Origin of the sequence: Pseudomonas sp. 31 R 17 (assembly GCF_900004915.1) — a bacterium.
Classification (GTDB): Bacteria; Pseudomonadota; Gammaproteobacteria; order Pseudomonadales; family Pseudomonadaceae; genus Aquipseudomonas; species Aquipseudomonas orientalis_A.
Window position 1 is genome coordinate 110869 of record NZ_CVTN01000065.1, and the last position, 25701, is coordinate 136569.

At 60.0% G+C, this 25701-nt stretch carries 13 protein-coding genes; 3 read left to right on the forward strand and 10 right to left on the reverse strand.

Features of this window, described 5'->3' with window-relative positions:
* The first annotated feature begins 15 nt into the window (after positions 1-15).
* The 3 genes from BFP89_RS12820 to BFP89_RS12830 are packed head-to-tail and all read left to right on the forward strand — an operon-like array spanning position 16 to position 12035.
* Positions 16-4836 carry a Tc toxin subunit A-related protein gene (locus BFP89_RS12820; RefSeq protein WP_065885853.1) on the forward strand — a complete coding sequence of 1607 codons (4821 nt, stop codon included), beginning with the start codon at positions 16-18 and terminating at the stop codon, positions 4834-4836.
* A gap of 9 nt (positions 4837-4845) precedes the next feature.
* Positions 4846-9384: a SpvB/TcaC N-terminal domain-containing protein gene (locus tag BFP89_RS12825; protein ID WP_141689085.1), complete on the forward strand. Its 4539-nt coding sequence runs from the start codon at positions 4846-4848 to the stop codon at positions 9382-9384.
* Positions 9381-12035 (forward strand): RHS repeat domain-containing protein, encoded by a 2655-nt coding sequence (locus tag BFP89_RS12830; RefSeq protein ID WP_065885854.1) that lies wholly within the window; start codon positions 9381-9383, stop codon positions 12033-12035. The genes BFP89_RS12825 and BFP89_RS12830 overlap by 4 nt, the downstream gene beginning before the upstream one ends.
* A 98-nt stretch (positions 12036-12133) precedes the next feature.
* On the opposite strand, the gene BFP89_RS12835 is transcribed toward BFP89_RS12830, so the two are convergent.
* From BFP89_RS12835 to BFP89_RS12880, 10 genes are all read right to left on the reverse strand, one after another.
* Positions 12134-13585: a mannose-1-phosphate guanylyltransferase/mannose-6-phosphate isomerase gene (locus BFP89_RS12835; protein WP_057724648.1), complete on the reverse strand. Its 1452-nt coding sequence runs from the start codon at positions 13583-13585 to the stop codon at positions 12134-12136.
* Between the two features lie 222 nt (positions 13586-13807).
* Positions 13808-14464: an alginate O-acetyltransferase AlgF gene (locus BFP89_RS12840; protein WP_016978194.1), complete on the reverse strand. Its 657-nt coding sequence runs from the start codon at positions 14462-14464 to the stop codon at positions 13808-13810.
* Positions 14465-14480: 16 nt separating this feature from the next.
* Positions 14481-15668 carry an alginate O-acetyltransferase gene (locus tag BFP89_RS12845; RefSeq protein WP_065885855.1) on the reverse strand — a complete coding sequence of 396 codons (1188 nt, stop codon included), beginning with the start codon at positions 15666-15668 and terminating at the stop codon, positions 14481-14483.
* Positions 15669-15679: 11 nt separating this feature from the next.
* A complete protein-coding gene (locus BFP89_RS12850; RefSeq protein ID WP_065885856.1) occupies positions 15680-17212 on the reverse strand; it encodes an MBOAT family O-acyltransferase in 1533 nt (510 codons plus the stop codon).
* A 218-nt stretch (positions 17213-17430) separates the two neighbouring features.
* Complete coding sequence (locus tag BFP89_RS12855; RefSeq protein WP_065885857.1) at positions 17431-18540, reverse strand: mannuronate-specific alginate lyase; 1110 nt, start codon at positions 18538-18540, stop codon at positions 17431-17433.
* A gap of 8 nt (positions 18541-18548) precedes the next feature.
* Positions 18549-19997 (reverse strand): alginate O-acetyltransferase, encoded by a 1449-nt coding sequence (locus BFP89_RS12860; RefSeq protein ID WP_065886443.1) that lies wholly within the window; start codon positions 19995-19997, stop codon positions 18549-18551.
* An 11-nt stretch (positions 19998-20008) separates the two neighbouring features.
* Positions 20009-21577, reverse strand: coding sequence for a mannuronan 5-epimerase AlgG (gene algG / locus BFP89_RS12865; protein ID WP_065885858.1), 1569 nt, complete (start codon positions 21575-21577; stop codon positions 20009-20011).
* Positions 21577-23064, reverse strand: a complete 1488-nt coding sequence (locus BFP89_RS12870; protein ID WP_065885859.1) for an alginate export family protein — start codon at positions 23062-23064, stop codon at positions 21577-21579. The genes algG and BFP89_RS12870 overlap by 1 nt, the downstream gene beginning before the upstream one ends.
* Positions 23061-24440, reverse strand: coding sequence for an alginate biosynthesis TPR repeat lipoprotein AlgK (gene algK / locus BFP89_RS12875; RefSeq protein WP_065885860.1), 1380 nt, complete (start codon positions 24438-24440; stop codon positions 23061-23063). Before algK ends, BFP89_RS12870 begins: the two co-directional genes overlap by 4 nt.
* 80 nt (positions 24441-24520) lie before the next feature.
* Positions 24521-25687 carry an alginate biosynthesis protein Alg44 gene (locus BFP89_RS12880; RefSeq protein WP_065885861.1) on the reverse strand — a complete coding sequence of 389 codons (1167 nt, stop codon included), beginning with the start codon at positions 25685-25687 and terminating at the stop codon, positions 24521-24523.
* Positions 25688-25701: the final 14 nt, after the last annotated feature.

Below are 25701 nucleotides of genomic sequence, written 5' to 3' on the forward strand. Positions count from 1 at the left end.
GAATGAGGAGCGAGCATGTCCAGCTCAATCGATAGTCAGCTCAACGAAACCCTGCGCGATGCCTTGGTGGCCTACTATCTGGATGAGGTGGTGCCCAATGCCCCGGAGTTTGTCAACGCGCAGTTAAGCGAAAAAATCAAGACCGCCAACGATCTCTACCAATACAAACTGTTGGATGTGCAGGTCAGCCAGGCCGTGCCCACCAGCCCGGTGGCCTCGGCCATCGCCAGTATTCAGCAGTACATCAATGCCGCGCTGATGGGCATGGAGCCTGGCTATGAAACCGAGGTAATGGAAGATCATCTGGTCAGTCAATGGCGCGAGATCAACAGCCAGTACCCGATCTGGGCGGCCAACCAGCAGTTGAGCTATTACCCGGAACTGTATATCGACCCCTCGTTGCGCCTGACCAAATCCAAGTACTTCCAGCAGCTGGAAAACGACCTTAATCAGAACAGGATCCATATCGACACGACGCAAGAGGCGGTGCTGTCTTATCTGGCCAGTTTTGAGGAAGTGGCCAACCTGACTATTATCAATGGTTACATCAATACCGCCGATTTCAAGAACGGCATGTATTACTTCATTGGCAAGTCCCGGGCCGAGAGTGTGTACTACTGGCGCTCGGTGGATATGTCCCAGCGTACTTACGTGAACCTCAACGGCTCGGACCCCGACCGGCCAAAGTTCGATTATCCGCAGCCGGGGGCGTGGTCGGACTGGCACAAGGCTAACCTGCCGATTTCGGCCAGTGCCATTGAGCGCACGATCCGGCCGGTGTTGTTCAATAACCGCATATTTGTATTTTGGGTGGAGTGTGTCGATAACAGTCCGGCCAGCATGACGGTTGTACAGGGCTATCTCCCAGGTACACCCAAGCCGCCTGATGTGGGGTCACCGGAAACCAAGGTGCACAGTAATCCGATGTTGCGTTTGAACATGGTTTATAAAAAATACGATGGCAGTTGGAGTGTGCCGCAAACCGTCATTGAAGCCTGGAGTGAGTCGCCGTTGTTCAAGACTATGGATTTGGCGGAGTTGGTTGATAGCATTGCCGTGGCCGACAGTTCGACGATGCCGGACTCGCTGTTTGTGGCTATGTATGCAGGGTATATCGCAGGTAATGCGATGGACGGGGCGGCGGATCAATATGCGTTTTTAAAAACAGCGATGATCGACAAAAACTTTAATATAACGGCGCTGTTTCCCAGCCGAGGGTATGTGCCCATTGTCGGGGATAGTACGGAGATCAAAAAACTGCATGTCTTGAAGGTGGGGCGGCTATTTGCTAAGGATAATAAAGGGGGGTTTCAGTTCGAGGTGCCTGGGCTGAGTATAGCGGTGAAAAGTGTTGAGTCGCATCGACCGCATCAAAATTTGGATGGTTGGGATTTTGAAGGGAGGCAAGTTGCGATTGTTAGTCCGATCCGTGGCGTTGATGTTGTATTTGATAAGATTAAAAATGTAATTAACTTCAGCTCTAAAGTCTCGGCTTCTTTTTCAATGCGAACTGTGACGTTTACTATGGAGGCTTATTATTGGTTGGCGAATGATCGATATAAGCTTGAATTGGTTCTTCCCGCAATTCCAGAATCGACTAGTGATTATGAGGTGCTTTTGGAGGGCTCGAGAATTCAAGTGTTGAGTGGTCAGCTGTTTGCGTCCGGGGGGGAATGTAGATTTGAATTTATTTATTGCGGTGGGATAGTAGAATATGTAGTGCGTGATTTTTTACGTGATACGCCAGATCTTTTGCATTGCACTCTTGGTGTGCCGGATGCAAACGGCTTTATATCAATAGCCTCTAAGGTTTTTAAAAGTGCGCGGCGAAAATATTTTGATCGGCCAGATTTTCAAGCAAAAAGGATTAAGGGGAACTTGAGGGGGGAGGTTTTTTGGTCTGATACCTTGGAGTTTATAAAACCTCGTATTTATTCCTTCCAACACGTTATTCTTCGGCCTGTGAATCTGAGTGATCCGATGCCAGCTAACCCCGGCGCGCAGTCGCTTTGGTACTCAGCCGGTTTTCCAGTAATAAATCCTCCCGATACCCATACACTAGAGCTCCCCATTAACCCTGAGACCCTGTTGCCTGATTGGCCTGGCACCTGGCCTACCGGTTCGAAAAAAATCCCGATTATCCATGGCATCAAAGTATTTGATAATGTCACTTGGGCGGTCTTGGGACATGCCCTGAAAATGACCTACGTAGAACTGGAGCTTGTCACCCAAGTCACCACACCGCTGATTGCCCCTCGTATCAACACTCGCGTCAGCCCAACTCTGGGCGCCGCCGAATTTATCGACTTCACCGACTCGGGCATCAACCTAAACGACGCCGGCACCGCCCCACGCCAACCCATCCGCATGAACACCCTGTTTGCACGCGAATTGATCAACCGCGCGAATATCGCCCTGGAAAACCTCCTGTCCTGGGGCACCCAGCTCCTTGAGGAGCCCCCTCTTGAACCACCTGCAATGATTAACCAGATGGATTTTCACGGTGCCAATGGATTGTATTTCTGGGAGCTGTTCCTGCACCTGCCCTTCATGGTCAGCCATCGCCTGAACCAGGAGCAGAACTTCGAGGGCGCCGAACAGTGGCTGAGCTTTATCTTCGACCCCTCGCGCAAAAAAGACGAGAAGGGCCGCCCGGACTACTGGAACGTACGGCCATTGATGGATGACCCGGTGGAAATGGACTATGTCACGCGCAAACCTGCCGACCCGGACGGTATCGCCAGCAGCCACCCGGTGCGTTATCGCAAGGCGATCTACATGTTCTACATCAAGAACCTGCTGGATCGGGGCGACGCCGCCTACCGGCAGCTGACCCCCGACAGCCTCGCAGAAGCCAAGCTGTGGTATGTGCGCGTCCTTGACCTGCTGGGGCCGCGCCCGGATATCAAGGTGGTGTCTCATTGGCAACCCATGTCCCTGAAAACCTTGAGCGACGCCAGCAACCCAACATTGCGCGAGTTCGAACAGCGCCTGATTCGGCAGGACCAACTGCGCGAAGAAAGCGCTGCGGCCAACCATGGCGAGTCGCTTTACCAGTTTGCCGAACCGCCGCTGTACCTGCGCACTTTTGCGCCTGACCCAACATTGCTTGAGCTGGATAACGCCTACCTGCGCTTGCCCTTCAACCGTGAGCTGGTGCAGAGCTGGGATATCGCCGAGGCGCGCCTGGAGAACCTGCGTAACAACCGTACGCTGGATGGCAAACCCTTGATGCTGCCGCTGTTCGCCGCCCCCTTGAACCCGCGCGACCTGTTGGCTGCGTTTGGCCAGGGCGCGGCCTCTGGTGGTGCTGTGCGGTTGTTGGCCCAGGAGGTACCGCACTACCGGTTCAGCGTGATGCACAACCGTGCCAGCAGTGCAGTGGAAACCCTGATTCAGTTCGGCAGTAACCTGTTGTCGTTGATTGAACGTAAGGAGCAGGCGCAGCTGCAAGAACTGCAATACCACCAGGCGTGGGAGTTCGCCCAATTTGCCGTGGACCTGCAAGAACAGGCACAAAGAATCGATGCCGAGCAGAAAAAAGCGTTGGAGGCGAGTAAGGCGCTGGCCCAGGGGCGCTTGAGATTTTACAGTAAGTTGGCCGATGAGGTGGTGAGCGTCGTTGAAGTCACCGCAGCGTCGCTGCACCTGGTTGGTCAGGTGGCAGACGGCGTCAGTCACGCAGCCAGGGCCGTAGGCGCCGCCATGAAGGCCCCTCCCAATGCGTTCGGCGCTGGCGGTGGGGCTATTGCAGGCATGGCCGGCGGTATTATTGCTGTAGGGTCCTCCGGCGGGTGGCGCCTGGAGGGCGTTGCCGAAATGGTCAGTGCTTTTTCCGCAGCCGCAGCCACAAGGCTCCATGGTACCGCGGAAGCGGCGGATCGCACTGAACACTTCCGCCGCCGCCACCAGGAATGGATGCAAGCCCGTGATCAAGCCGCGTTGGAAATTACCCAGATCGAGGCTCAGATGCAGGTGCTTGAAGCGCAGGTTCGTGCCACCACTCTCCAATTGAACCAGTCCCGCACCGCCCAGGATCAGGCACTGGCCAGCTACGATTTTCTACGCACGCGTTTCAGCAATGCGCAACTCTATCAATGGCTCAACGACCAGTTCGCGACTTTCTATTACCAGGCCTACGATGCCACCTTGGCGCTGTGCCTGGCCGCTGAAGCCTGTTGGCAATTTGAACTGGCCGACTTCAGCACACGCTTTATCCAGGCGGGTGTCTGGAAGGACAGCTATCGAGGCCTGAGCGCCGGCGAGGCGTTGAAATTGTCATTGTTGAAAATGGAGTCGGCGTATCTGAGCCGCAATGAGCGACTGCTGGAAATCACCAAAACGGTGTCTCTGCGTCAACTCAAGGCCAAGGATCCGAACTCCGCCATCAATCAGGACTGGGACACCATCCTGCTTGGCCTGATAGACAACGGCCGCGCCGATTTCGAGTTGACCCAGCCGATGTTCGACAGCAATTACCCAGGGCATACCGTGCGTCGCGTCAGGCGTATCAGCGTGTCGTTGCCGGTGCTGCTGGGGCCTTACGAAGACATTCACGCCACCTTGACCCAAACCTACAGCGCCGTGCAGATAGGCGACACCCTTAAGGAAAACCTGCGCGCCAGTCAGCAAATCGTCTTGTCTGGCGGGGTGGATGACGACGGGCTGTTCACCTTCAGTTTCACCGATGACCGTTACTTGCCCTTTGAAGGTACGGGCGCCATTTCACGCTGGGCGTTGGAATTCACCTCTACCGACCTTGTGGCGCGAGAACGCCAGCTCAAATCGCTGACCGATATCATCCTGAAACTGGATTACACGGCCAAGGCTGGCTAGGAGGACGGCATGCTGAACAACCACGAGTCTGTGCAGATCGCCGCGCCGTCCCTGCCCAAGGGTGGCGGCGCTATCCAAAGTATCGGCAACGGCCTGGGGCCGATCGGTACCAGCGGTGACGCATCGTTCGAGCTGCCCTTGCCGATTTCTGTCGGTCGAGGTTTCGCCCCGGATCTGGCCCTGGGTTACAGCAGCAGCGGCGGCAACAGCCCGTTCGGCATCGGTTGGAGCAAGACGCCCAATGCGATCACTCGACGAACGTCCACAGGGGTGCCGGCCTACACCGATAAAGATGTGATCCTGGGGCCGGACGGGGAGCCCTGGATGCCGGAGCGCAACCCGACGACGGGCGCACAGCTCTCACGGGTCGTGACGGCCTATAACGGCTTGCCGGTAGGGCCTTACACCGTGGTACGTCACTGGCCTCGCATCGAAGGCGCATTTGCACTGATCGAGCATTGGTCCGATAGCGCCGACCCGGCAGGGTTCTGGCTGATTCACAGTGCGGACGGCAATCTGCACGTGTACGGTAAAACGGCGGCTTCGCGACGTGTCGATCCGCTGGATGATGCACGTGTAGGGGCGTGGCTGCTGGATGAAAGCCTCAACCCTCGTGGCGAGCATATTGTCTACCAATACCAGGCCGACGATGGCATCAGTGCCCAGCGTTATTTGAGCAAGGTGCTTTACGGTAACGCGCTGGCAGATGACCAACTGTACGCGTGGCGCATTGACGGTTGGCAAGGTGTGCTATGGCACTTTCACCTGGTGTTCGACCATGGAGAACGTTCTGCTGCCCTCTTGTCCGTGCCTCCTTATGAGGCCACCTCGGCATGGCCTGGACGCGGCGATCCGTTTTCCAGCTATGCCTATGGGTTTGAGCTCAGGACGCGGCAACTGTGTCGGCAAGTGTTGATGTTCCATTGTTTTCCCGAGGAGCCGGATATGGGCCCGGCGCCCGTGCTGGTGCGCCGGCTGGTGCTGGAGTATCGGCCATCGTCACTGGGTTATAGCCTGTTGCACGCGGCCCATGAACAGGCCGTTGACCGAGAGGGAAAGATACAGAGTCGGCCACCGCTGGAGTTCACCTATAACCGGTTCGAACTCGCGCCCGACCCCCGGCGCTATCAAGCCTTCGAAAAAATGCCGGGCCTTAGCGACGGCCAGCGTTATCAGTTCGTCGACCTATACGGCGAGGGGCTGCCGGGCATTTTGTATACGGATGACAAAGCCTGGTACTACCGTGCGCCCATGCGGGCGAAGGCTACGAGCGACCTCGACGAAGTGGCCTATGACGATTGGCATGAGTTGCCAGAGATTCCGGTAGCCGACCGCCTGCAGGCACCCCGGCAGTTTTTAAGCGACATCACCGGTGATGGCTGCCTTGAATGGCTCGTCGCCCAGCCGGGGCTGTGTGGTTTTTTTACCTGCAACCCGGACCGCAGCTGGTCGAACTTCGCGACCTTGGACGCTGTCCCTCACGAGTTTTTCCATCCTCAGGGGCAGTTGGCCAACCTGGTGGGGGCGGGCTTGTCTGACCTGGCGATGATTGGCCCGCGCAGTGTGCGTTTGTATGCCAACCTGCGGCGAGCCGGTTTTGCCCCCGCGACCCAGGTTTCGCGTCAGGCAGACGAGGATGATCTGCCATTGATCAGTAACGCCCCCACCGAACTGGTCGCCTTCAGTGACGTGCTCGGCAGCGGCCAGCAGCATCTGATCCGCATCCGCCACAACCAGCTTGAATGCTGGCCCAACCTGGGACGGGGCCGCTTCGGCAAAGGTTTCACGTTCAGCGCCCTGGATTTTGCTTATGACGCGTTCGATGCGTCGCGGGTCTTGCTGGCGGATCTGGACGGCTCCGGGGCCGCTGACCTGATCTACTTGAAGGCTGAATGCGCGCTGGTATTCATGAACCGTGGTGGCAACGGCTTCGATGCCGCCGTTGAGCTCCCTTGGCCCGAAGGCGTTCTCTACGACCGCTTTTGCCAGGTGAGCACCGCCGACCTGCAAGGGCTGGGCTGCTCCAGCCTGGTGCTGACGGTGCCGCATATGTCGCCCAGGCATTGGCGGTATGACTTTGTCGCGGCCAAACCCTATTTGTTAGGTGCCACCAATAACAACCTGGGCGCCGCCGCGAGCGTGAAATATCGCAGTTCGGCCCAGGAGTGGCTGGATGAGAAACAGCAATTGCTCGCTAGCAACCAACCGGCCGTGTGTCGTTTACCCTTCCCCGTGCCGGTGGTGAGCGAGCAGGTTCAATTTGACGAAATCACCCGTAATCGGCTGACGCAACGTTTCGAATATCGAAAAGGCTTTTACGACGGTCTACTGCGAACCTTTCGAGGTTTTGCCCTGCTCCTGGAGACAGACGCCGACGTTGCTGACGAGGAGCTACGGGAGTCGGGCTTCAGTGAACCGGTGTTGCGCAAGACCTGGTTTCATGTCGGACAGGCGATTGACCCGGCCGGCGATGATTATTTCCACGGCGATCAGGCGGCCCACCCCTTGGGTGCAACCTTGCTCAGCTGTTATCACGAGGCCGATGGTGTCGATGAACTCGTCGTCCCCAAGACCGATGACTTACCGGGCATGCTCCAAGCGCTGGCGGGCCAGGTAATGCGTGTGGAAACCTATGGGGGGCGCAACGCCTGCGACGTCCCTTATGCGGTAGAGCAAAGTCGCTACCTGATACGCGTGCTGGACCGGCCAGTGGGCGGTCAATTTGCGCCCTATAAAGTGATGCTGGCTTTGGCCCTGGAGTCGATTGCCTACCAGTACGAACAACAGGCAGATGACCCGCAGTGCCAGCACGAGATCAACCTGCGCTGGGATGCCTTTGGCAGCCTGACCCATGGCGTCAGGGTCAGTTATGCCCGGCGCCTGACGGCCCAGGATGATCCAGCCTGCCAGTTGGACCCGAATGAAATCGCACCGCAGAAACGCTGGTGGTGTGATGCCCATGACGCGGCGCAGCAGGTTTATTACCTGAGTGAAAACCTGGCGCAGTATATCCACCTGACAGACCCCCAGGGCTGGCGTTTGCACCTGCCTTTCCAGCAACGGGAAAACGCGCTGGTACTGGGTAAAGGGCCTGGCCCCAAAGGCTTGCAACCCAAAGCGATCAGCTATGAGGCCTTCATCGCGCAAACCGACGTGAACCCCTTGAACCCCAAGGCTCAACGTACGCTGGTGGGGCAGTCGGTGCAACGCTATCGGGACCGGTCCGGGATTCACCCATCACCGGATGGCGAGGCCACGTTTCTGGCCTTGGCCGACGAGCTGGAAATTGCCGAACTGGATGAGACGGCGCTCAAAGCCTACGACTTGCTGCGCAACGACGCAGGTGAAATGCCGTTCGACCTGGAGCAAAAGCTCCTGGAAGTCGGCTACCACAAAATGCGTCTGGTGTTGCCGTCGATTGCTCGGGCGCAAGCGTCATTGTGGTCGGTCAAGCGCGGGTTCAATACCTACGCTGGCCTTGCGGGTTTCTATAACACCCTCACTGTGCAGCAAACCCGCAGTCATGGTGTGACCCAATTGAGCTACGACCCCTATGGGTGCCTGAATACCCGCGTACACCTACCTGACGGCTGTGAGACGTATGTCGATTCGATCGACTACCGCTTGCTGCAACCGGCGCGAGTGATCGACCCCAATCAAAACACCCGGGAGGTGCTTTTCGGCGCGTTTGGCCAGGTGATCGCCAGCAGTTTCTACGGTACCGAACTGGGAGCCGCAGTGGGTTTTGCACCGCTCAGTGACTACCTGCCCCTCCTGGGCAGCACGCCGAGCCAGGTCATTGAAGCGGCGGACACTGCTTTGCAGGATGCCGCCATTGCGCACTTTGAAGACCCGTTCAGTTGGATGGGCAGGGTGCCCGACGCCGACCTGCAGGACCGCCAATGGTTGGACGAATGCGTGGCACGCGGCGACCTGCTGCCCAGTGGGCATATTCGTGCGCCTGCCCGCCTGCTGTTGCCATCCGATGCGTTGACGCCCGCGCAGCAACGCCTGTTGAACTTGATCCCGCAGGTGCGTCGCGAGCCTGTGCATGCCGTGAGCTTGCAGGCTGATCGCTACCCGCTCGACCCGGAAAAACAGATCCGCATCACCTTGGACTGCTGGGACGGTTTCGGGCGCGCCTTGCAGAGCAAGCAAAAGGTCGAGCGCGGGTACGCCTACCATGTGCAGGACGATGGTTCATTGGCCCTTGACGACGAAGGCCGGCCGGTGATGGTGCAGGATGTCGCGCGTTGGCGGGTCAGCGAACGGATCGAGTACAACAACAAAGGGCTGGCCGTGCGCATGTACCGGCCCTATTTTGCCGATCATCATCGCTACATCAACGATGTCAGTTTCAGGCAGCATGGTTACAGCGATCGCCAATTCTATGACCCGTTAGGCCGGCCTACCCGCACCGTCCTCGCCCAGGAAGATTACCTGCGGCGTCATACCTACTGGCCTTGGTACAGCATTTACGAGGATGAAAACGACACCTATGCAGAGGTGATGGCGATGAAAGAGGCTCAGGGGGAGACACTGCAATGAACGCGCCGGCGGTACATCGGCAGACACCGGGGTTGAGTGTTCGTGACCCTCGCGGCCTCACGGTTCGCGCCGTGAGCTATTGGCGCGACAGTGCGCTGGCACCGGCTCAGGCACGGGTCAATCGCAGTGTTATCGATAGTGTCGGTCGCGTCGTGGCTGAATGGGACCCGCGTTTAGTCGCGCAACCTACGGCACCGGCCAACCTGACGCGGGTGTATTCGCTCAGCAACAAGGTGTTGGGCTCCGACAGTGTTGATGCGGGGTGGCGGGCCAGTCTGTTTGCAGAGGCTGGTCAACAGGTACACGGGTGGGATGCCCGCGGCAATGAGCGGTGGATTGAGTACGATACGTTGCTCAGGCCTGTGGCGGTGTTCGAGCAGGCCGCGTGCGTTGAACGCCTGCACTACGCCGAGGCCGCGCCGCACTTCGGCGCGCATAATCAGTGCGGCCAGTTGATTCGCCACGATAATCCTGCCGGAACACAGCATTTCAATGAGTTCGGCTTAGCCGGCGCGGTGCTGGAGCAGCATCAACACTTTCTGCAACGCCTGGACGTGCCCGACTGGCCACTGCCCCTTGATGAGCGTGATGATTTGCTTGAGCGAGCAGCCGGTGCTCGCAGTACTTTGCAGTTCAACCCGCTGGGCAATGTGCTGGAGCAAACCGATGCGCAGGGTAATCGGCAGCGTTTCAATCACACCATCGACGGCCAGTTGCGCGAGGCCTGGCTGCAGCTGAAAAACGCGACTGTCCCTCAACGGCTGGTGCATGAAATTTGCTATAACGCGCAAGGGCAGGTCGAACGGCAAACGGCAGGCAACAAGGTCACCAGTCGGTTTGATTACTGCCCGAAAAACGGGCGATTGATCCGTCTGTGGGCTGCAGGACCTGGCGACGAACCGCTACAGGATTTGCGCTACGTCTATGACCCAGTAGGCAATATCCTGAGCATCGAGGACAAAGCCCTGCCGGTTCGTTTCTACGCCAACCAACGCATCGAGCCGATCAACCGCTATACCTATGACAGCCTTTACCAGTTGATCGAAGCCACCGGCTGGGAGGCCGGTAGCGCTAATCGCGGACCGGCCCATATCGAAGACCCAGCTGCCGTGGCTAACTATCGTCAAACCTATCGTTATGACGCTGGCGCTAATCTGTTGGAGCTGATTCACCATGGCCCGCAGCAACATGGGCGGGTGTTGACGGCGGCCAGGCACAGTAATCGCTGCTTGCCCGAGGTGGGGGGGAGGCCGCCGACTGAAGCGCAGATCGCCGAAGGCTTCGATGCCAACGGTAACCTGTTGGTGTTGGATCGGGGCCGCACACTGAGCTGGGATGCGCGTAATCAACTGAGCCACGTGCATACCGTGGAACGCACCCTGGGCCTGGATGACACCGAGCGCTACGTCTACGGTGCCGACGGTATGCGCCAACGTAAAATCTCTTCGAGCCAGACCAACACGCGTACCGTGATCAGCGAAACGCGCTACTTGCCAGCGGGGCTGGAGGTTCGCCGCGTCGATGCCGACGTGATGCAGGTCATCAAGGTGCAGGTTGGGCGGGAGACCGTGCAGGTGCTGCACTGGGAAACCCCACCACCGAGGCAGCTTGCCAAAGATCAGTACCGCTACAACCTGAGTGACCACCTGGGCTCCTGTTCGCTGGAGTTGGACAGTGAAGCGCGGGTCATCAGTCGCGAGACTTATCATCCGTTTGGCAGTACCGCGTTCGCCGAGAGAGGTGATTCGAGCGAGGAGAGTTATCGCACGTTGCGTTATTCGGGCAAGGAGCAGGACGCTACAGGCCTCTATTATTTTGGTCGACGTTATTACCTATGCGGGTTACAGCGGTGGTCGGCGGCGGATCCGGCCGGCACCGTCGACGGGTTGAATCTTTATTGCATGGTGGGTAATCGGCCGCTGGTTTACCGCGACAATAGTGGGCTGGTCAAAGAGTGGGTCAATGGCGCGGTACCGTATGAACCCGCTGAAGTGGTCAGCAGCCCTGAACGGGAGCAGGAGGCGCCGGGAGCCGCTTCATCCTCCTCTACCGCCCTGTCACCCGAAGGCGCTGCCGCGCTGCCGGCAGTCGATGGCAAGCCCAGATGGACCATTCAGCGGTACTTGCGCAAGGTTCCACCCGGTCAACGCAACCTGGTGGTGGGTTGCGGTGCCAGTCCTGAAGGCACCACCGTCATGGGGTTTTCCGGCACTTCCTGCTCGTTGGGAAGCACACATGCGCGGGACTTTACGGTGGATATCGACAGTGGCGCCCGGCCTGACCTGGCGTTTGACTTCACCTTATACAAAGGTACTCCCCTCGGAATAAATGGGCCTGGTCAATTCGATACGGTCAGCTTCGAGTACTTGAACCGAGGACCGCGACACCCCTTCACGCAAAATCACTTCGATGTATGGTTCAACGCCGCGAATGAGTTGCTCGTGCCCGGTGGCGAGGTGCGGTTTTACAATGCGCATCAGCCTTACCTTGATCTGGCGGTTGTGCAACTCAAGAAGCGTGGATACTCGATCGTTAAACGGAATGTCACCGAAGCTGGCGCAAACCGCCATATCAAAGGAGCGGTCTACGTGGTGGGCATAAAGCCCGGCAGAAGTCTGATGAGTTCGCTCTCCCAATGGGCGCTGAGATGATTGGTGGCGGCCAGTGAACCGTCAGGTAAAAGCCCCCACCCAACCCACTGCGGATAGGGGACGCAATGGGCTGGGTGAGGGCTTCTTGTACGACTGTTTTACTGCGCGATAGTTTTCACCGACACGCCACGTTCAATCGGCGTGGAGCGACCGTAGATATCTTCGAAGCGCTCGATATCGTCTTCGCCCAGGTAGCTGCCCGATTGCACCTCGATGATCTCCAGCGGGATCTTGCCCGGGTTGCGCAGGCGGTGCACCGAGGCGATCGGGATGTAGGTGGACTGGTTCTCGCAGAGCAGGAACACGTTGTCGTCACAGGTGACTTCAGCGGTGCCGCTGACCACGATCCAGTGTTCGGCGCGGTGGTGGTGCATCTGCAGCGACAGGCAGGCGCCCGGCTTGACCGAGATGTGCTTGACCTGGAAACGCCCGCCCATGTCCACCGAGTCGTAGGAGCCCCACGGACGATAGACTTCACAGTGATTCTGGGTCTCGCTGCGGCCCTGTTCGTTGAGGGTGTTGACCATCTGCTTGACGCCCTGGACCTTGTCCTTGTGGGCAATCATCATCGCGTCCTTGGTTTCCACCACCACGATGTTGTCCAGGCCGATCACCGAGACCAGCTTGCCGTTGCCATGCACCATGCAGTTGCGGCTGTCCTGGATCACCACGTCGCCTTTGCTCACGTTGCCGTTGGCGTCTTTGTCATTGACCGCCCACAGCGAGGCCCAGCAGCCCACATCGCTCCAGCCGGCGCTCAACGGCACCACACAGGCGCGCTGGGTTTTTTCCATCACGGCGTAGTCGATGGAGTTGTCCGGGCAGCAGGCGAAGGTGGCTTCGTCGAAGGTCACGGTGTCGGCGGTCTGCTCGCTGCGTTCCAGGGTCAGCACGCAAGTGTCGTAGATGTCCGGGTCGTGCTTTTTCAGCTCTTCCAGGAAGCGGCTGGCGCGGAACAGGAACATGCCGCTGTTCCAGAAGTAGCCGCCGCTTTTGACGAACTCGACGGCGCGTTTTTCATCGGGTTTTTCCACGAACTGCTGCACGCGGCTTACGCCTTCAGGCAGCAGCGAATCGTTGCTGGACTTGATGTAGCCGTAACCGGTTTCCGGACGGGTTGCCGGCACGCCGAACAGCACCATTTCGCCGCGCTCGGCGGCCACGGTGGCCAGGGCCAGGGCGCGTTGCAGGGCTTTCTGGTCGTCGATCACGTGGTCGGCAGGCAGCACCAGCATCAGCTCGTCACGGCCTTCATTGACCAGCATCATCGCGGTCAGGGCCACGGCCGGCGCGGTGTTGCGGCCGAACGGCTCCATCAGGATCCGCTGGCACTCAAGCTTGCGCGCGCTCAGTTGCTCGTTGACGATAAAGCGGTGGTCCTTGTTGCAGACCACGATGGGGGCGTCCATGCCTTCGAACACCAGGCGTTCCAGGGTTTGCTGGAACAACGTGTGCTCGCCGGTCAGGGCCAGAAATTGCTTGGGGAACTGTTTACGCGAAAGCGGCCAAAGACGTGAGCCGCTACCACCGGAAAGGATGACTGGAATCATGGGTGTTTCTCCTTGAATCAGTTTGGGTCAGAGCTACGAAGGTTTGTCGTTTCACTCTTGTTTTTGTCTCGGTCCGAACCGGCGCCTCGATCCCCTGTAGGAGCGAGCTTGCTCGCGAAAAACCTGAGAGCAGCGCGATAAACCAAAGGCGCTGCGTCATCGTTGACGTTCCTCGCGGGCAAGCCCGCTCCTACAGTAGATTGCGTTCAGTTCGGGAAATAATCAGCGGGTCGACACTGGGCGTTTCACCCAGACCGGCGACAGGCTTGAACCGGAACCGGTGACGTACAGCACCGCTGCCTCACCGCGCTCCAGGGCAACCGGCTTCACATCGCCGACTTTCTTGTCACCGTCATACAACGCCAGGCTCACCTTCACCGGGTTGATTTCACGTTCGCCACGGCCCTTGGCGGCCACCGACTTGACCACGTCGGTCTTGCCGTCGGCAGTCTTCAGGGTCAGGGCCTTGTCGCTGAGGTTCTGCACGCGCACCAGGGATTTCTGCTTGTTCTTGAACGGCGGTTCCTCGATCAACTGAGGCTGGCCGCTGCCGCTGTTGACCAGGGTGTAGTAGTGATCGGCGGCGAGCTTGACCGGTACGGTCTGGCTGCCGACTTTGGCGCTGTAGTCGCCGCCCGGCATGAAGCTGAAGTCGCTGCTGGCCAGTGGCGCAACGTCGCTGAGGTTGGTGGCGCCGACCGTGGCGCTGACTTCCTGGTTGCTGGCGTTGTAGATGCGCACGAAGCTCGAGCCTTTCGGCGCCGTTGGGCCGTAGAGCGCGGCGTCACCACCGGCGAAGGCGGACATGGATACGAAGCTCAGGCCGGCGGCGATAGCCAGGGTCTTGGCGAGACGACGAGGAGTTGTAGTGAAAGTCATGTGAGTTACCTCTCTTTCAGTTTTGCGCCCGGTCGGGCGTCTCGGATTTCTGATTTTTAAAAGCAGGGGTGTTGCTTGCCATGTTCTGTTGGCGCGAACCGGCTTGTTTAAGCTGCGCAACCCACGCGGGGTCGGCATCACCGATTTCGTTGTTGACGGGCAGATAGCGTTCAGGGAATTCCCAGATCAGCACCTGAGGCGGGCTGTTCTTGAAGTCGTCACTTTTCAGGTAGCTGAGCATCGGCAGGATCGGGCCGTGGCCGTCTTCGGCGTAGCTGACCACGTCGCTGCCCAGGGCTTGCTTGAGGGCGCCGACGAAGTTCCAGTTGGGGTTGGCGCTGTAGCTGGTGCCCACCAGGGCCACCGGCGTTTCGCTGTCGCTGAACAGCGCGTCATCACCTTTCTCTTCGGCCAGGTGGGTGACGCGTTTTTGCAGCGGCTCCTTGGGGGGCATCAGGTTTTCAAACAACGGATCCAGGGGCAGGAACAGGCGCAGGTCGCCTTTATGCGGCTCGGTCTTTTCCGCTTCGGTGACAAAGCGCTGCGGCTCGCCGCTCAGCGGGGTCTTGTCGGCAATCGCCCTGGCCAATTGCTTGGCGGCGATTTCCGCGCCGTCCGGGGTCCAGTGGGTGTCGGTGCGCAGGAACACTTGCTTGCCGGCGAGCTTGGCCTGTTGCAGCGGGCCGAGCAGGTCCGGGGCGGGGATGTTGTCTGCCGCGACACGGGCGTGGAAGTCCTGATACAGGTTGGCGTGGATGCTTGCCGGTTTCACTTCACCCAGGTGTTCGGGGTACAGGCGCACCTTGGCCGGCACGATCGCCATCACCAGTTGGATGCCCTGGGCCTTGAGCTTCTGGCGCACGCCTTCGACCAGCGCGTAGTTGCCTTGCAGGTTCTGGTCTTCGTTGACGGCGGGGTTGAATTCCTCGTCGCTGTACAGCCAGTGATCGCGGCCCAGCACCACGCCAGGGCGACCTTCGTTGAACAGCTTGTAGTCCAGCGCGGCCCACAGGTTGGTGCCCAGGCGCTTGATCGGGAACGCGTCGTCGTAGTGCGTCTCGACGGCCTTGGTCCAGCGGCCGTTGAGCACAGTGGCATCGGCATTGGTGCTGAAGCCCAGGAAGCTGCGCAGCGACCAGGCGCCCAGTGCCAGCAGCAGCGCCAGGAACAGGCTGATATAGAGGATGCGTAATGAACGGGTCATGGTCGGCTCCCTCAGAATTGGAAGTAAAGGAACGGCGAGAAACTCTGCGCCGACAGTTTCAGGATCGAGGCCACGAACAGCAGCAGCACCGCCGCGCGCATGGCGTAGCGTGGCCAGTCAGCGGTCCAGTAGGCCGGTTGCACGGCAGCGTCACGGCCCACGCTGAAGCCGGGCTCGTGGATGCTGCCGGGGTTGTCGCCGGGTACTGCCTTGATCAGGCTCGGATCACTCGGCTTGAATTTCTCGGCAGGGCGGTTGCGGTAGAAATCACGCAGGCCAAAGAACGCCAGCGTTGCGTAGGCCACCACCAGGGTCGCCACTTGCAGGCCGGTGAGGCTGGCGCGGTTGAGTTCCGACAGCGACCACTCGCTGAAGCTGAACATCGCACCGTACATACGCCCGGCGACGTGCAGGTTTTCGGCACGGAAGATCACCCAGCCCATCACCACCAGCAGGAAGGTGAAGGCCCAGCGCAGCACGTTGAAGCTGCGTGGCGCGGTGTTGAGGCCGATGGCTTTTTCAATCGCCAGCCACATGCCGTGCCAGGCACCCCAGACGATGTAGGTGATGTTCGCACCGTGCCACAGGCCACCGAGCAGCATGGTCAGGAACAGGTTGCGGTAGGTGGTCAGCGTGCCTTTGCGGTTGCCGCCCAGGGTGATGTACAGGTAGTCACGCAGCCAGGTGGACAGGCTGATATGCCAGCGCCGCCAGAACTCGGTGATCGACTGGCTGATGTACGGCTGCTTGAAGTTTTCCATGAAGCGGAAACCCATCATCAAGCCCAGGCCGATGGCCATGTCGCTGTAGCCGGAGAAGTCGAAGTACAGCTGCGCGGTGTAGGCCAGCGCGCCGAGCCAGGCGTCACCCGTGGTCGGGTTTTGCAGGGCGAAGCAGTGGTCGGCCACCACCGCCAGGGTATCGGCGATGAAGACTTTCTTGATGAAACCCTGCATGAACCGCGTGCAGCCTTCGGAGAACTTGTCGAGGGTGTGGGTGCGGTTGTTGAACTGGTCGGCCAGGTCGCGAAAGCGCAACACGGGGCCGGCGATCAGGTGCGGGAAGATCGCCACGAACGCCGCGAAGTCGATCAGGTTGCGCGTTGCCGGGGTGTCGCCGCGATACACGTCGATGATGTAGCTGATGGACTCGAAGATGTAGAACGAGATCCCGATCGGCAACAGCACGTGGGTGAGGATAAACGGCTCCAGGCCCGCCGACTTCATCATCACATTGATGCTGTCGACGCCGAAGTTGGCGTACTTGAAGTAGCCGAGGATGCACAGGTCGACGGCCACGCCGAGCAGCAGCCAGCGCTGCGCCGGTTGGGTGCGCACACCGGCGGCACCAACCTTGAGGCCGATCCAGTAGTTCCACAGCGTGACGGCGGCGAACAGCGCCAGGAAGTCCACTCGCCACCAGGCGTAGAACACGTAGCTGGCAATCAGCAGCAGCAGGTTGCGATAGCGTTGCCCGCTCAAGTAGTACAAGCCGAGAAAGATCGGCAAGAACAGAAACAGGAACACGTTGGACGAGAAAACCATCCCGATCTCTCCATGTTTAAACCAACAGTCAAGGGCCGCAGCCCCCCCAAACCCCCCACGAAATTCGGGGAGGGCGGTACAACATTCCGACTGACGAAACCGGCTCAAAAATGTGGGAGGGGGCTTGCCCCCGATAGCGGTGTGTCATTCAACACAGATGGCGACTGTTACTCCGCCATCGGGGGCAAGCCCCCTCCCACATTTCCTACCGCGTTTAGTCAGCTGCCTTTGTTGCCTTTTTCATGCGTCGGGTCGTAGACCTTGGTCAGGTCGCCGCCCAGACGGAAGGTCTTGAACGGCTGCATGCCGTGCTTGCGCTCGATCACTTCCGGGGCACAGGTGTAGAGGGTGCAGAAAGGCTCGAGCCAGGCGAATTTCATGTCCTGCTTCAAGTCCTTCATGTCCTGCTCCTTGCCGTTCTTCTGTTCGAAGATGTCCGGGTCCTTGACCCCGGCCAGCACCTTGTCGCCCAGGCGCTTGAGCGCGCTGTTGTTTTCCTGGCGCAGGTCCACGCCGTTGACCAGGGCAAAACTGGCGATCATCGACAGCGGCGGCAGGGCGTAGTTGTGGTACGACAGGGCGCGTTGCTGACGCTTCAGTTCGTTCGGCAGGAAGCCCTGGTCGTCGACCTGGTTCACACCGACCTTGTATTCCTTGACGGCCCAGTCAAACAGGTCGCGACGGTTGGTGGCGATGGAGGTCGCCATCACCGACCAGGCGGCCCAGTAGGAATGGTTGTTGGTTTTTTCCAGCGGCAGGTTGTCCCAGTCGCTCACCACCTGATCGGCCAGTTTGTTGAACCAGGCTTCGATCAGTTGCGATTCCTGCTGGTGGTTGGCCAGCGGGTGCGACTCGGAGAACTTCAAACGCACATAGGCCGAGGCCATGCTGCCCAGTGCCCATTTGCGCATGGACTTGCCGGTGTGGTTGAAGTCCTTGGACATCAAGGCATCGGCCTTGGCCCACGACACCAGCCAGTTCAGCGTGCATTCGAGCTGCTGTGGGCGGCCGTCGCGCATGAACTGCATCACGCGTTTGCTGGTGTCTTTCTCCAGCTTGGTGATGTCGGCGGTGCTGTCACGAAAGGCTTTTTCCGACTGCACATTCAGTGTCGAGCGAGCCTTGTCCGAGCCTTCGTACTTGCTGCGAAACTGCAACGGCCCGGTGTAGGGCGTCGGCATGGTGTCGCAGTTTTCCTTGAAGTCGCCGGTCTTGAACGCTTCGATCGGGGCGAAATAGCCCTGGGGCGGACGCAGTGGCGCGGCCGCATTCACGGCGCCGGCAAACATGGCCAGGCCCAGCAGGGTGGGGAGCAATAACTTTTGCATAGGTAACCTCACTTCCCGAGTTGGGCGGTCTGCTGACCACCGCTTGGGAATACGTTGCGTGTGCAAATTTTCGCTTCGACTTTCTGCGCGGCAGCGCCCTTTTCCGGGCCCTGCACTTCCACGGCCAGCAAGTTCTGCGAGGCCCAGTCTTCATCGGTGCGCAGTTCAAAGGCGAAACGCCCGTCTGTATCGGATGTTTCGGGTTTCTCGATCTTGATGTCCTCGTGGCGCCCGTTCATGTACCAGAGGGTGGCTTGCAAGGTTTTCACCGACGGATCGGCGAAGCGGATATCGACCTGATGGTTGGCGTTGCGCAGGTCTTTGTTCGCGCTGTTGACCATCAGTTCGTTTTTGCCCGGTTTCAATGTGGTGCTGGCCGACATCTGCGCAGTCTTGCCTTCGCAGCCGTTGTCGAGCAGCGCCATCATCTGGCGGTAGATGGTTTCCTGGTCGAGACGGTACAGCGGCGAAAATTCCCAGATGAGGATCTTCGGCGGGTTTTTCTGGAACTCTTCGCTGCCCAGGTACTGGATCATCGAGCCTTCCAGGCCGCCGCCAGGGAAGGCGACGTTGAGGATGTCGGCACCGATTTCTTCCTGCAGGAAACCGGCGAAGTTGTAGTTCTTGCCGCTGTGGCTGGTGCCCACCAGGGTGATCTGCGGGTCGCCCGAATCGCCGAACAGGTCGCCGTCACCGGCTTCACCCTTGGGTTCGGTGGTGAACTGGTCCATGTACTGGATCGCGTAGCTGGTGCCGCACAGTTGCCCGGCCATGTTGTGCAGGGTGCCGGTCTTGCCCATGCGGCCCGAGCGTTTGGTCTCGAATTCGCGCTTGGGAATTTCCGCGTATTGCGGCATCTGCTTGACCTTGGCCGCGACGATTTTGGCGGTGCGCTGGGCGCCGTACGGGGTCCAGTGCTGGTCGCCACGGAAGTAGAAATCATGGGCCGGCAACTCGTCGGGCAATTGCTCGTTGGTGAGCGGCGACAGGTCCGGCACCACATAGCCCATCTTGGCGAAACGGCCGAGCATGGTTTTGTAGTTGCCCAGGGCCTTGTCGAAATCGAACCTGGCTTTTTCTTCGGGGTTGAGCTTGTTGCGGTTCACCAGGCCACGGGTCGGCTGGTAGACCACCACCAGTTCCACGCCCTTGCTCTTGAACGCGTCGTGCAACTGCTGCATGCGCTTGTAGCCGGCCGGCGTGGTGTCGAATTCGGTGCGCAGGTCTTCCTGGGTACGGAACAGCCAGTCGCCCTGGGCTTGCACCAGGGTGGTGAAGTTCTGCTGGTAGCGCGTGGTGTAGTTCTTCGCGTCGTGGGCGGCCGGGCACAGGCTGCAGCACGGTTCGGCAGTGAAAGTCGGTGCCTTCACTTCATCGGCGCGCACGCCCTGGCTGGCCGCGAGCAGGCCGAGGGTCAGACCCGAGAGGCTCAGCAGTTTGATCATGTGTGGGTGCATAAGGGTCATCCTCAGTCCTGCAGTTCGGTCTGGCGTTCGACGGGGTCGATCAGCACGGCTTTCTGCTGGCGCACCAGCAGGTCGAGAATCTCTTCCTGGCGCTCGCCCAGAATGCCGGAGAAGCTGATGCCGCTGGATTTGGTCGGCGCCAGCATCGACACGCGATACAGCTCGATACTCAACGGCGAATCGATGGACAGCGGCCCGCTGCCGTTACCCGCCAGTTCGCCGCCGACCACGATCAGCGAGACCTTGGCGTCGAACGGGTCGAGGGCGATGTCACGGTCGGTGTCGGTCAAGTCCTTGATGTGGCCGTACACGCCGGTCAGGCCGTTGGCCATGGCGGTGTTTTCGTAGAGCTTGATGTTCACGCTGTTACGCACGCGGATGCCATGGCGACGGTTGCTGATCACCTTGTTGCCCCACAGCAGGTTGTCACCGCTCTCATAGAGGGTGATGCCGTCGGTGTGGTTGCGGTAGATCTCGTTGTCGACGATCAGGTTGTTCACGCTGTTACGGTCGATCACCAGGCCCGACAGTTTGTTGTCGTAGCTGCGGTTGTTGAAGATGAAGCTGTCGTTCACTTCCCGGGAAATGATGATGCCGTGCTTCTTCTTCGTGCCGTACACGGTGTTGTCGGCGATGATCAGGCCATGGGAACGGTCGTGGGGGTCAATGCCGTAGACGATGTTGTCCTTGTAGGTATTGCCCTTGATCACAAAGCCTGTGGTCTCGTAGCAGTAGAAGCCGTACCACATGTCCGAGAACTCGGAGTCGATGATCCAGCCGGTCGGCTCGGGACGCTTGAGCACCTTGGCCATGTTCGGCGTGTACTGGGAAATACTCACCCCGTACGACTTACTGTTGGCATAGCCGAAGCTGGCCATCTTGGTCTTGGAGATATAGGTCTCGGTGCCGCCCCAGGCCAGCAGGAACGGGCGGAACTCCTTGGGCGACTTGAACAGCGCCGGGCCGTTGGTTTTTTCATCCCAACCGGTAACCTTGGTGTCACGCACGAACAGTTGGCCGTCGTTGATCAGGAACGAACCGGCTTGCTGGGACAGGCGCAGTTCCTGGGTGTTCTTGTCGATATCGAGGATGCCTTTACGACCGACCACGATGGGCAACTTGGCCAGGAACACACCGGGCGATGTCTCGCTGAAGTACTGCTTGGGCACCTTGCCCAGCAGGTCCTTGAGGTTCATGTAGCCGTCGTCGACAAAGATCGCCTGGGGAATGCCATGCTGGCGCACCACCCATTCGGCCATCTTGTTGTCGCCGCCGATAAAGTCCTTGAGCGCGTCTTCCTGCATCATGCGGCGGATGCTGATCTTGCCCGGTTTGCTTCTGACGATTTTCTTTTCCATGGCCGCAGCGGTGTAGCCCGACAGGTCGGGCAGCGCCGGCTTGGCCATTTCCAGCGGCGCGGTGGGCGGGCTGGAAATGGTGTAGGTCTTGGCCTGTTGCAGTTCCTTGGCGATGGTCGGCGCCTTGGCCGCCGTGTCGGCAAACGCTGGGGCACTGGCCACCAGCATTGCCGCGACGAGTAGGCTTTGAGCATTCATTGCGCAGGCTCCCATCAGAATTTCCAGACCACGTCGACAAAGGCGCGGTGCATGTAGGAGTCGACCTGGCTGCCATAGGCGTCACCCGGCTTGAACACGCCGGCACGCAAGCGCACCAGGGCCGAGGGCTCGTCGATCGACTGGCTCAGCGCGGCGGGCAGCAAGCCTTTCTTGAAGTACTTGGTGACGACCAGGTCCATCTCCTGGCCGAGGTCCTTCTTGCCGTCTTCAAGGGGCAGGGAGGTGCTGGAGAGGATCGCGCCGGTCACGTCGTCGGTGTTGTTCTGCACTGCGTCGATGCCGTTGCTGCCCACCGGCTTGTTGCCGTCCACGCGCCAGAACTTGTGGTACACCAGGCTGGCGTCGTAGTCCTCGCGCAGCTGCCAGGAACCGAACAGGCTCATGGACTGCATGTTGTTCATCTCGCCGCGAAACGCCTCGCCGAAGCGGTGCACGCGGGACTGGGTGCCGGTCCAGTTCGAACGGTTGCTTTGCAGGCCGTTCTGTTCGTACTCGGCGCTGGCGCGCGAATAGGCCGCGCCCACTTGCCACTGCGGGTCGAGGCGCAGGCGCACGCCGATATCCGTGGCCCAGCCGCTGACGTCATCACTGCGCTTGGCATTGGTCGGGCGGCTGCCATCGGCGTTCAAGGCATTGACCGTGTCGCGGTCGCCCTTCATGCCGGTGATGCTGGCCCAGTAGTTGACCGTGTTGGTGTTGCGCCAGTTATAGGCGTCGCTGTTGGCTTCGATGCCGAGCCAGGTCAGGTCGCCGTTTTCGCGCTTGTCCAATGGGTCGCTGGCCACGCCCGGTTCGGCGTAGTCGAGCTTGCCGTCGTCATGGGTATGGTGCCCGCGCAGGCCGATCCACTGGCCCGGCGTCCACTGGTAGGCGGCGTCGGCGTAGAAGTGCTGGCGGTCCTTGTCGACCGGCGACAGTTCCTTGAGGTCGGTGCGGTATTCGCTGAAGCGTTCGGCGGCGCCGACGTTGGCCTTGAGCAGGGTGGTGTCGAAGGTCCAGTTCAGCGCTTCGATGTTGGTGTCGCGCCATTGACCGTCGTCATTGCGCAGGCGCTGGCGACCGAACTTGAGGATCTCGCCGGGGTAGGGCGTGAAGCCGCTGTAGCCGACCCAGAACTCGCGCAGGGCCAGGTAGTTTTTCTTGGCCTTGCGGTCGTCGTTGCTCGATTGTTCGGTCGTGTCATCCGCCGACTGTTGCAGGGTGTCGGTCTCGATGATGTCGCTGGAGGCCACCGCCTGGCCCATGGCATAGGCGCTCCACGCGCCGCTTTCGCCGTAGATCCACGGGCGCAGGTCAAGGCCGATACCGTTGACGTCGCCGCCTTTCTGGGTGCCCAGGTCGCGGTCGTCTTCGGACTGCGCAGTGGCTTTGACTTCCAGGCCGAAGTTCTTGGCTTCGGTCAGCGCGGCCAGGGTCGGGCACGACCACAGCAGGGCGAAGGACAGGCCGATGCCGGCCTTGACGAATGGATTGAGCTTCATAGGGATTCCTCGCCGTCTTCTTCTTGCAGGGCGTGCAGTTGCAGCGTGCTTTGGGCCAGGGTGCCGCGGGCGGCTAGCTCCTGTTGCACCAGGCGTTGGCCTTCGGCGCGTTGCTCAGGCGTCAGCGGGGCTTCGAGCTGGGTGGCCAGCTCATTGGCTTCCGGCGTGTCCTGGGCCTTGGCCAGTTGGCTGAAAACATAGGCGTTGAGCGGGTCGGGCTTGGTGCCCTTGCCCTGGGAAAACAGTTGGGCAATGGCGAAATCGGCGCTGTTCTGGCCGTTGCGCGCTGCGGTCAGCAGGTGGTCGAGGGCTTTTTGCGAGTAGACCTTGCCCAGGTAGCCACGGCGGTAGATCTGGCCGAGGTAATAATCGGCGGCCACTTCACGGCCCACGGCTTTCTCGAAATGCGCCTCGGCAGCCTTGGCGTCGGCCGGTACCCACTTGCCTTCGTAGTAGAGCTTGCCCAGCAGCAATTCGGCGCGTGGCTGGTCGGCGGCGCGGCCGTTGTCCAGGTACTTCATCATCTGGTCGACATCGCCCAGTTCGGGGAAGTCGTAGAGCAGTTGCGCCAGGCTGACCCAGGATGCCGGGTAACCCGGGGCGATTTTTTCAAGCAAGGCCTGGGCGGTTTTCTCGTCCGGCGTGCCGAGGGTGGCATCGCCGAGTACGCGGGCGACGCTGTCGACGCGCTGGGCGGTGACGGTGCCACGGCTGTAGCCTGCTTCCATCTGCTTGAGCAGCTCGGCCTGTTTTTCCGGCTCGGCTTTTTTCTGGTAGACGGTGGCCAGCTCAACGTAGCAGATATCGGTGGTGTTGAGCGCCGCCTTGCAGATGCGCTCGACATCATCCAGATGCTGGTCGTAGGTGTTCTGGGTGCGGTACAGCAGCACCTGGGCCAGGCCGGCTTCCGGGTAACCGGCGGCCTGCCATTGGCTGATCTGTTGCTGGGCGTTCACGTCGGGGAAGCTGTGCGGGTATTGCAGGTACAGCATCGCCAGCGGAATCAGGGTATTGCCTTCGCCATTGGCAAAGGCTTTTTTCAGCAACGTTTGGGCTTCATGGTGTTCAGCTTCGGTGGCGCCGGGCTTGGCCACCAGCAGGCGACCCAGGCGCGCCTGGGCCCGGGGCGAAGTGTCCGCCGCCGCGCGGTAGGTGGCCTCGGCCTGTTTGATTTGCGCCGGATCGCGGGTACCGACCTGGATATCGGCCAGGCCCACCTGGGCCTCGCTGTAGCCCAGGTCTGCCAGTTGCTGGTAATTCTGCTGGGCGGTGACGGTGTCGCCACGCTTGAGCGCTTCATTGGCCAGACGCTGGTCGGGCAGGCCGGCACAACCGGCCAGGCTCACCGCAACCGCCAGCAACGCCACCGAACCCATGTGGGAGGGTTTTTTGTGGCAAGCCCGCTCCCACAGGGATTGTGTTGTTCTTGAAATAGGGTTCACAGGCATGTCCTCGCTTACAGACCGTGAGCCATGGCTTTATCGATCAGCCAGTTCAGCGAAGGGCCGCGGTCACTGGTGACTTCCACCGGGCGGCCGGCGTAGGTGCTGTCCAGCGGGGCATCCGGCTTGATCTGCACGCGGATGTCGGAGGACAGGTCGGCGCTGTTCAGGCTGGTGCTGCTGACGATAGTGCCGGTGCGCACCTGCTCTTCGTCGGCGACCTGGAAGCTCACCGGCGTACCGGGGCGCACATCGCCAAACTGGCGGTAGGTGAAGCGGGCTTCGACGTTGGCCTGACTGCCACGCGGCACCAGTTGGAAGATCACATCGCCCTTGCTGGCGTACTGGCCGTCGGCGACCAGTTGCTGGGCGACCACGCAATCGCACGGCGAGGTCAGGGTGCCGGTCATTTGCTTGCCGAACAGTTCTTCAACCTTGGCCGGTTGCAGTTGGTCTTCGTCCAGATGGCCCTTGAGCACATCGAGCATGCTGGTGCTGAAGGTCGCCAGCGGCGCGCCTTTGGCCGCTACCGCGTCACCCTTGAGCAGGCTTTGCACGGTGCCGTCACGCGGCATGGTCACGTTCATGCCCGGTACGCTGACGATACCTGCCTGGGCGTGGCTGACGAAGTACATGCCGTAGAGGGACTTGAAGACGAAACCGAACGCGGCGAGGCCGACCAGGAAGATCGCCAGGCTGAAGGTCACGGCGCGCAAGCGGCCAAAGGCGCTCATGTTGCTGCCGCCGTCCTTGACATTGCGGGCCTTGGTGAAGTTGTCGCGTTGCAAGGTGGCCAGCACGTCGCCCATGGTCACGATGTCACCGGACAAGTGCGAGGTGATCAGGTGGCGCAGGGTGGAAATATCCTGGGCATCGAGGTTCTGGAACTGGCAGCCGGTGCGGCCGGTCTGGCGGTCGTAGGAGCGAATCTGCAGCTCCACATCCATCGCCAGACCGAGGTTGTCGATCACGAACTGCAGGCGACCCTTGTGCACCTCACCGATGGTCAGCGGCTGGGTGGCGGTGAACGCCAGGCCGCCGGCGGACAAGTCGATCACCCGCGCTTCGGTCTGCGTGCGGTCGGTGTTGAAGAAGCGCAGCTTGGCCGGGATTTTGACCCGGGCGTGCTGGCGCTGGGCTTCGGATTCGTGGACTACGTTGGCGTTTACTTGGCTGTTCATCAGGGCATTCCTTA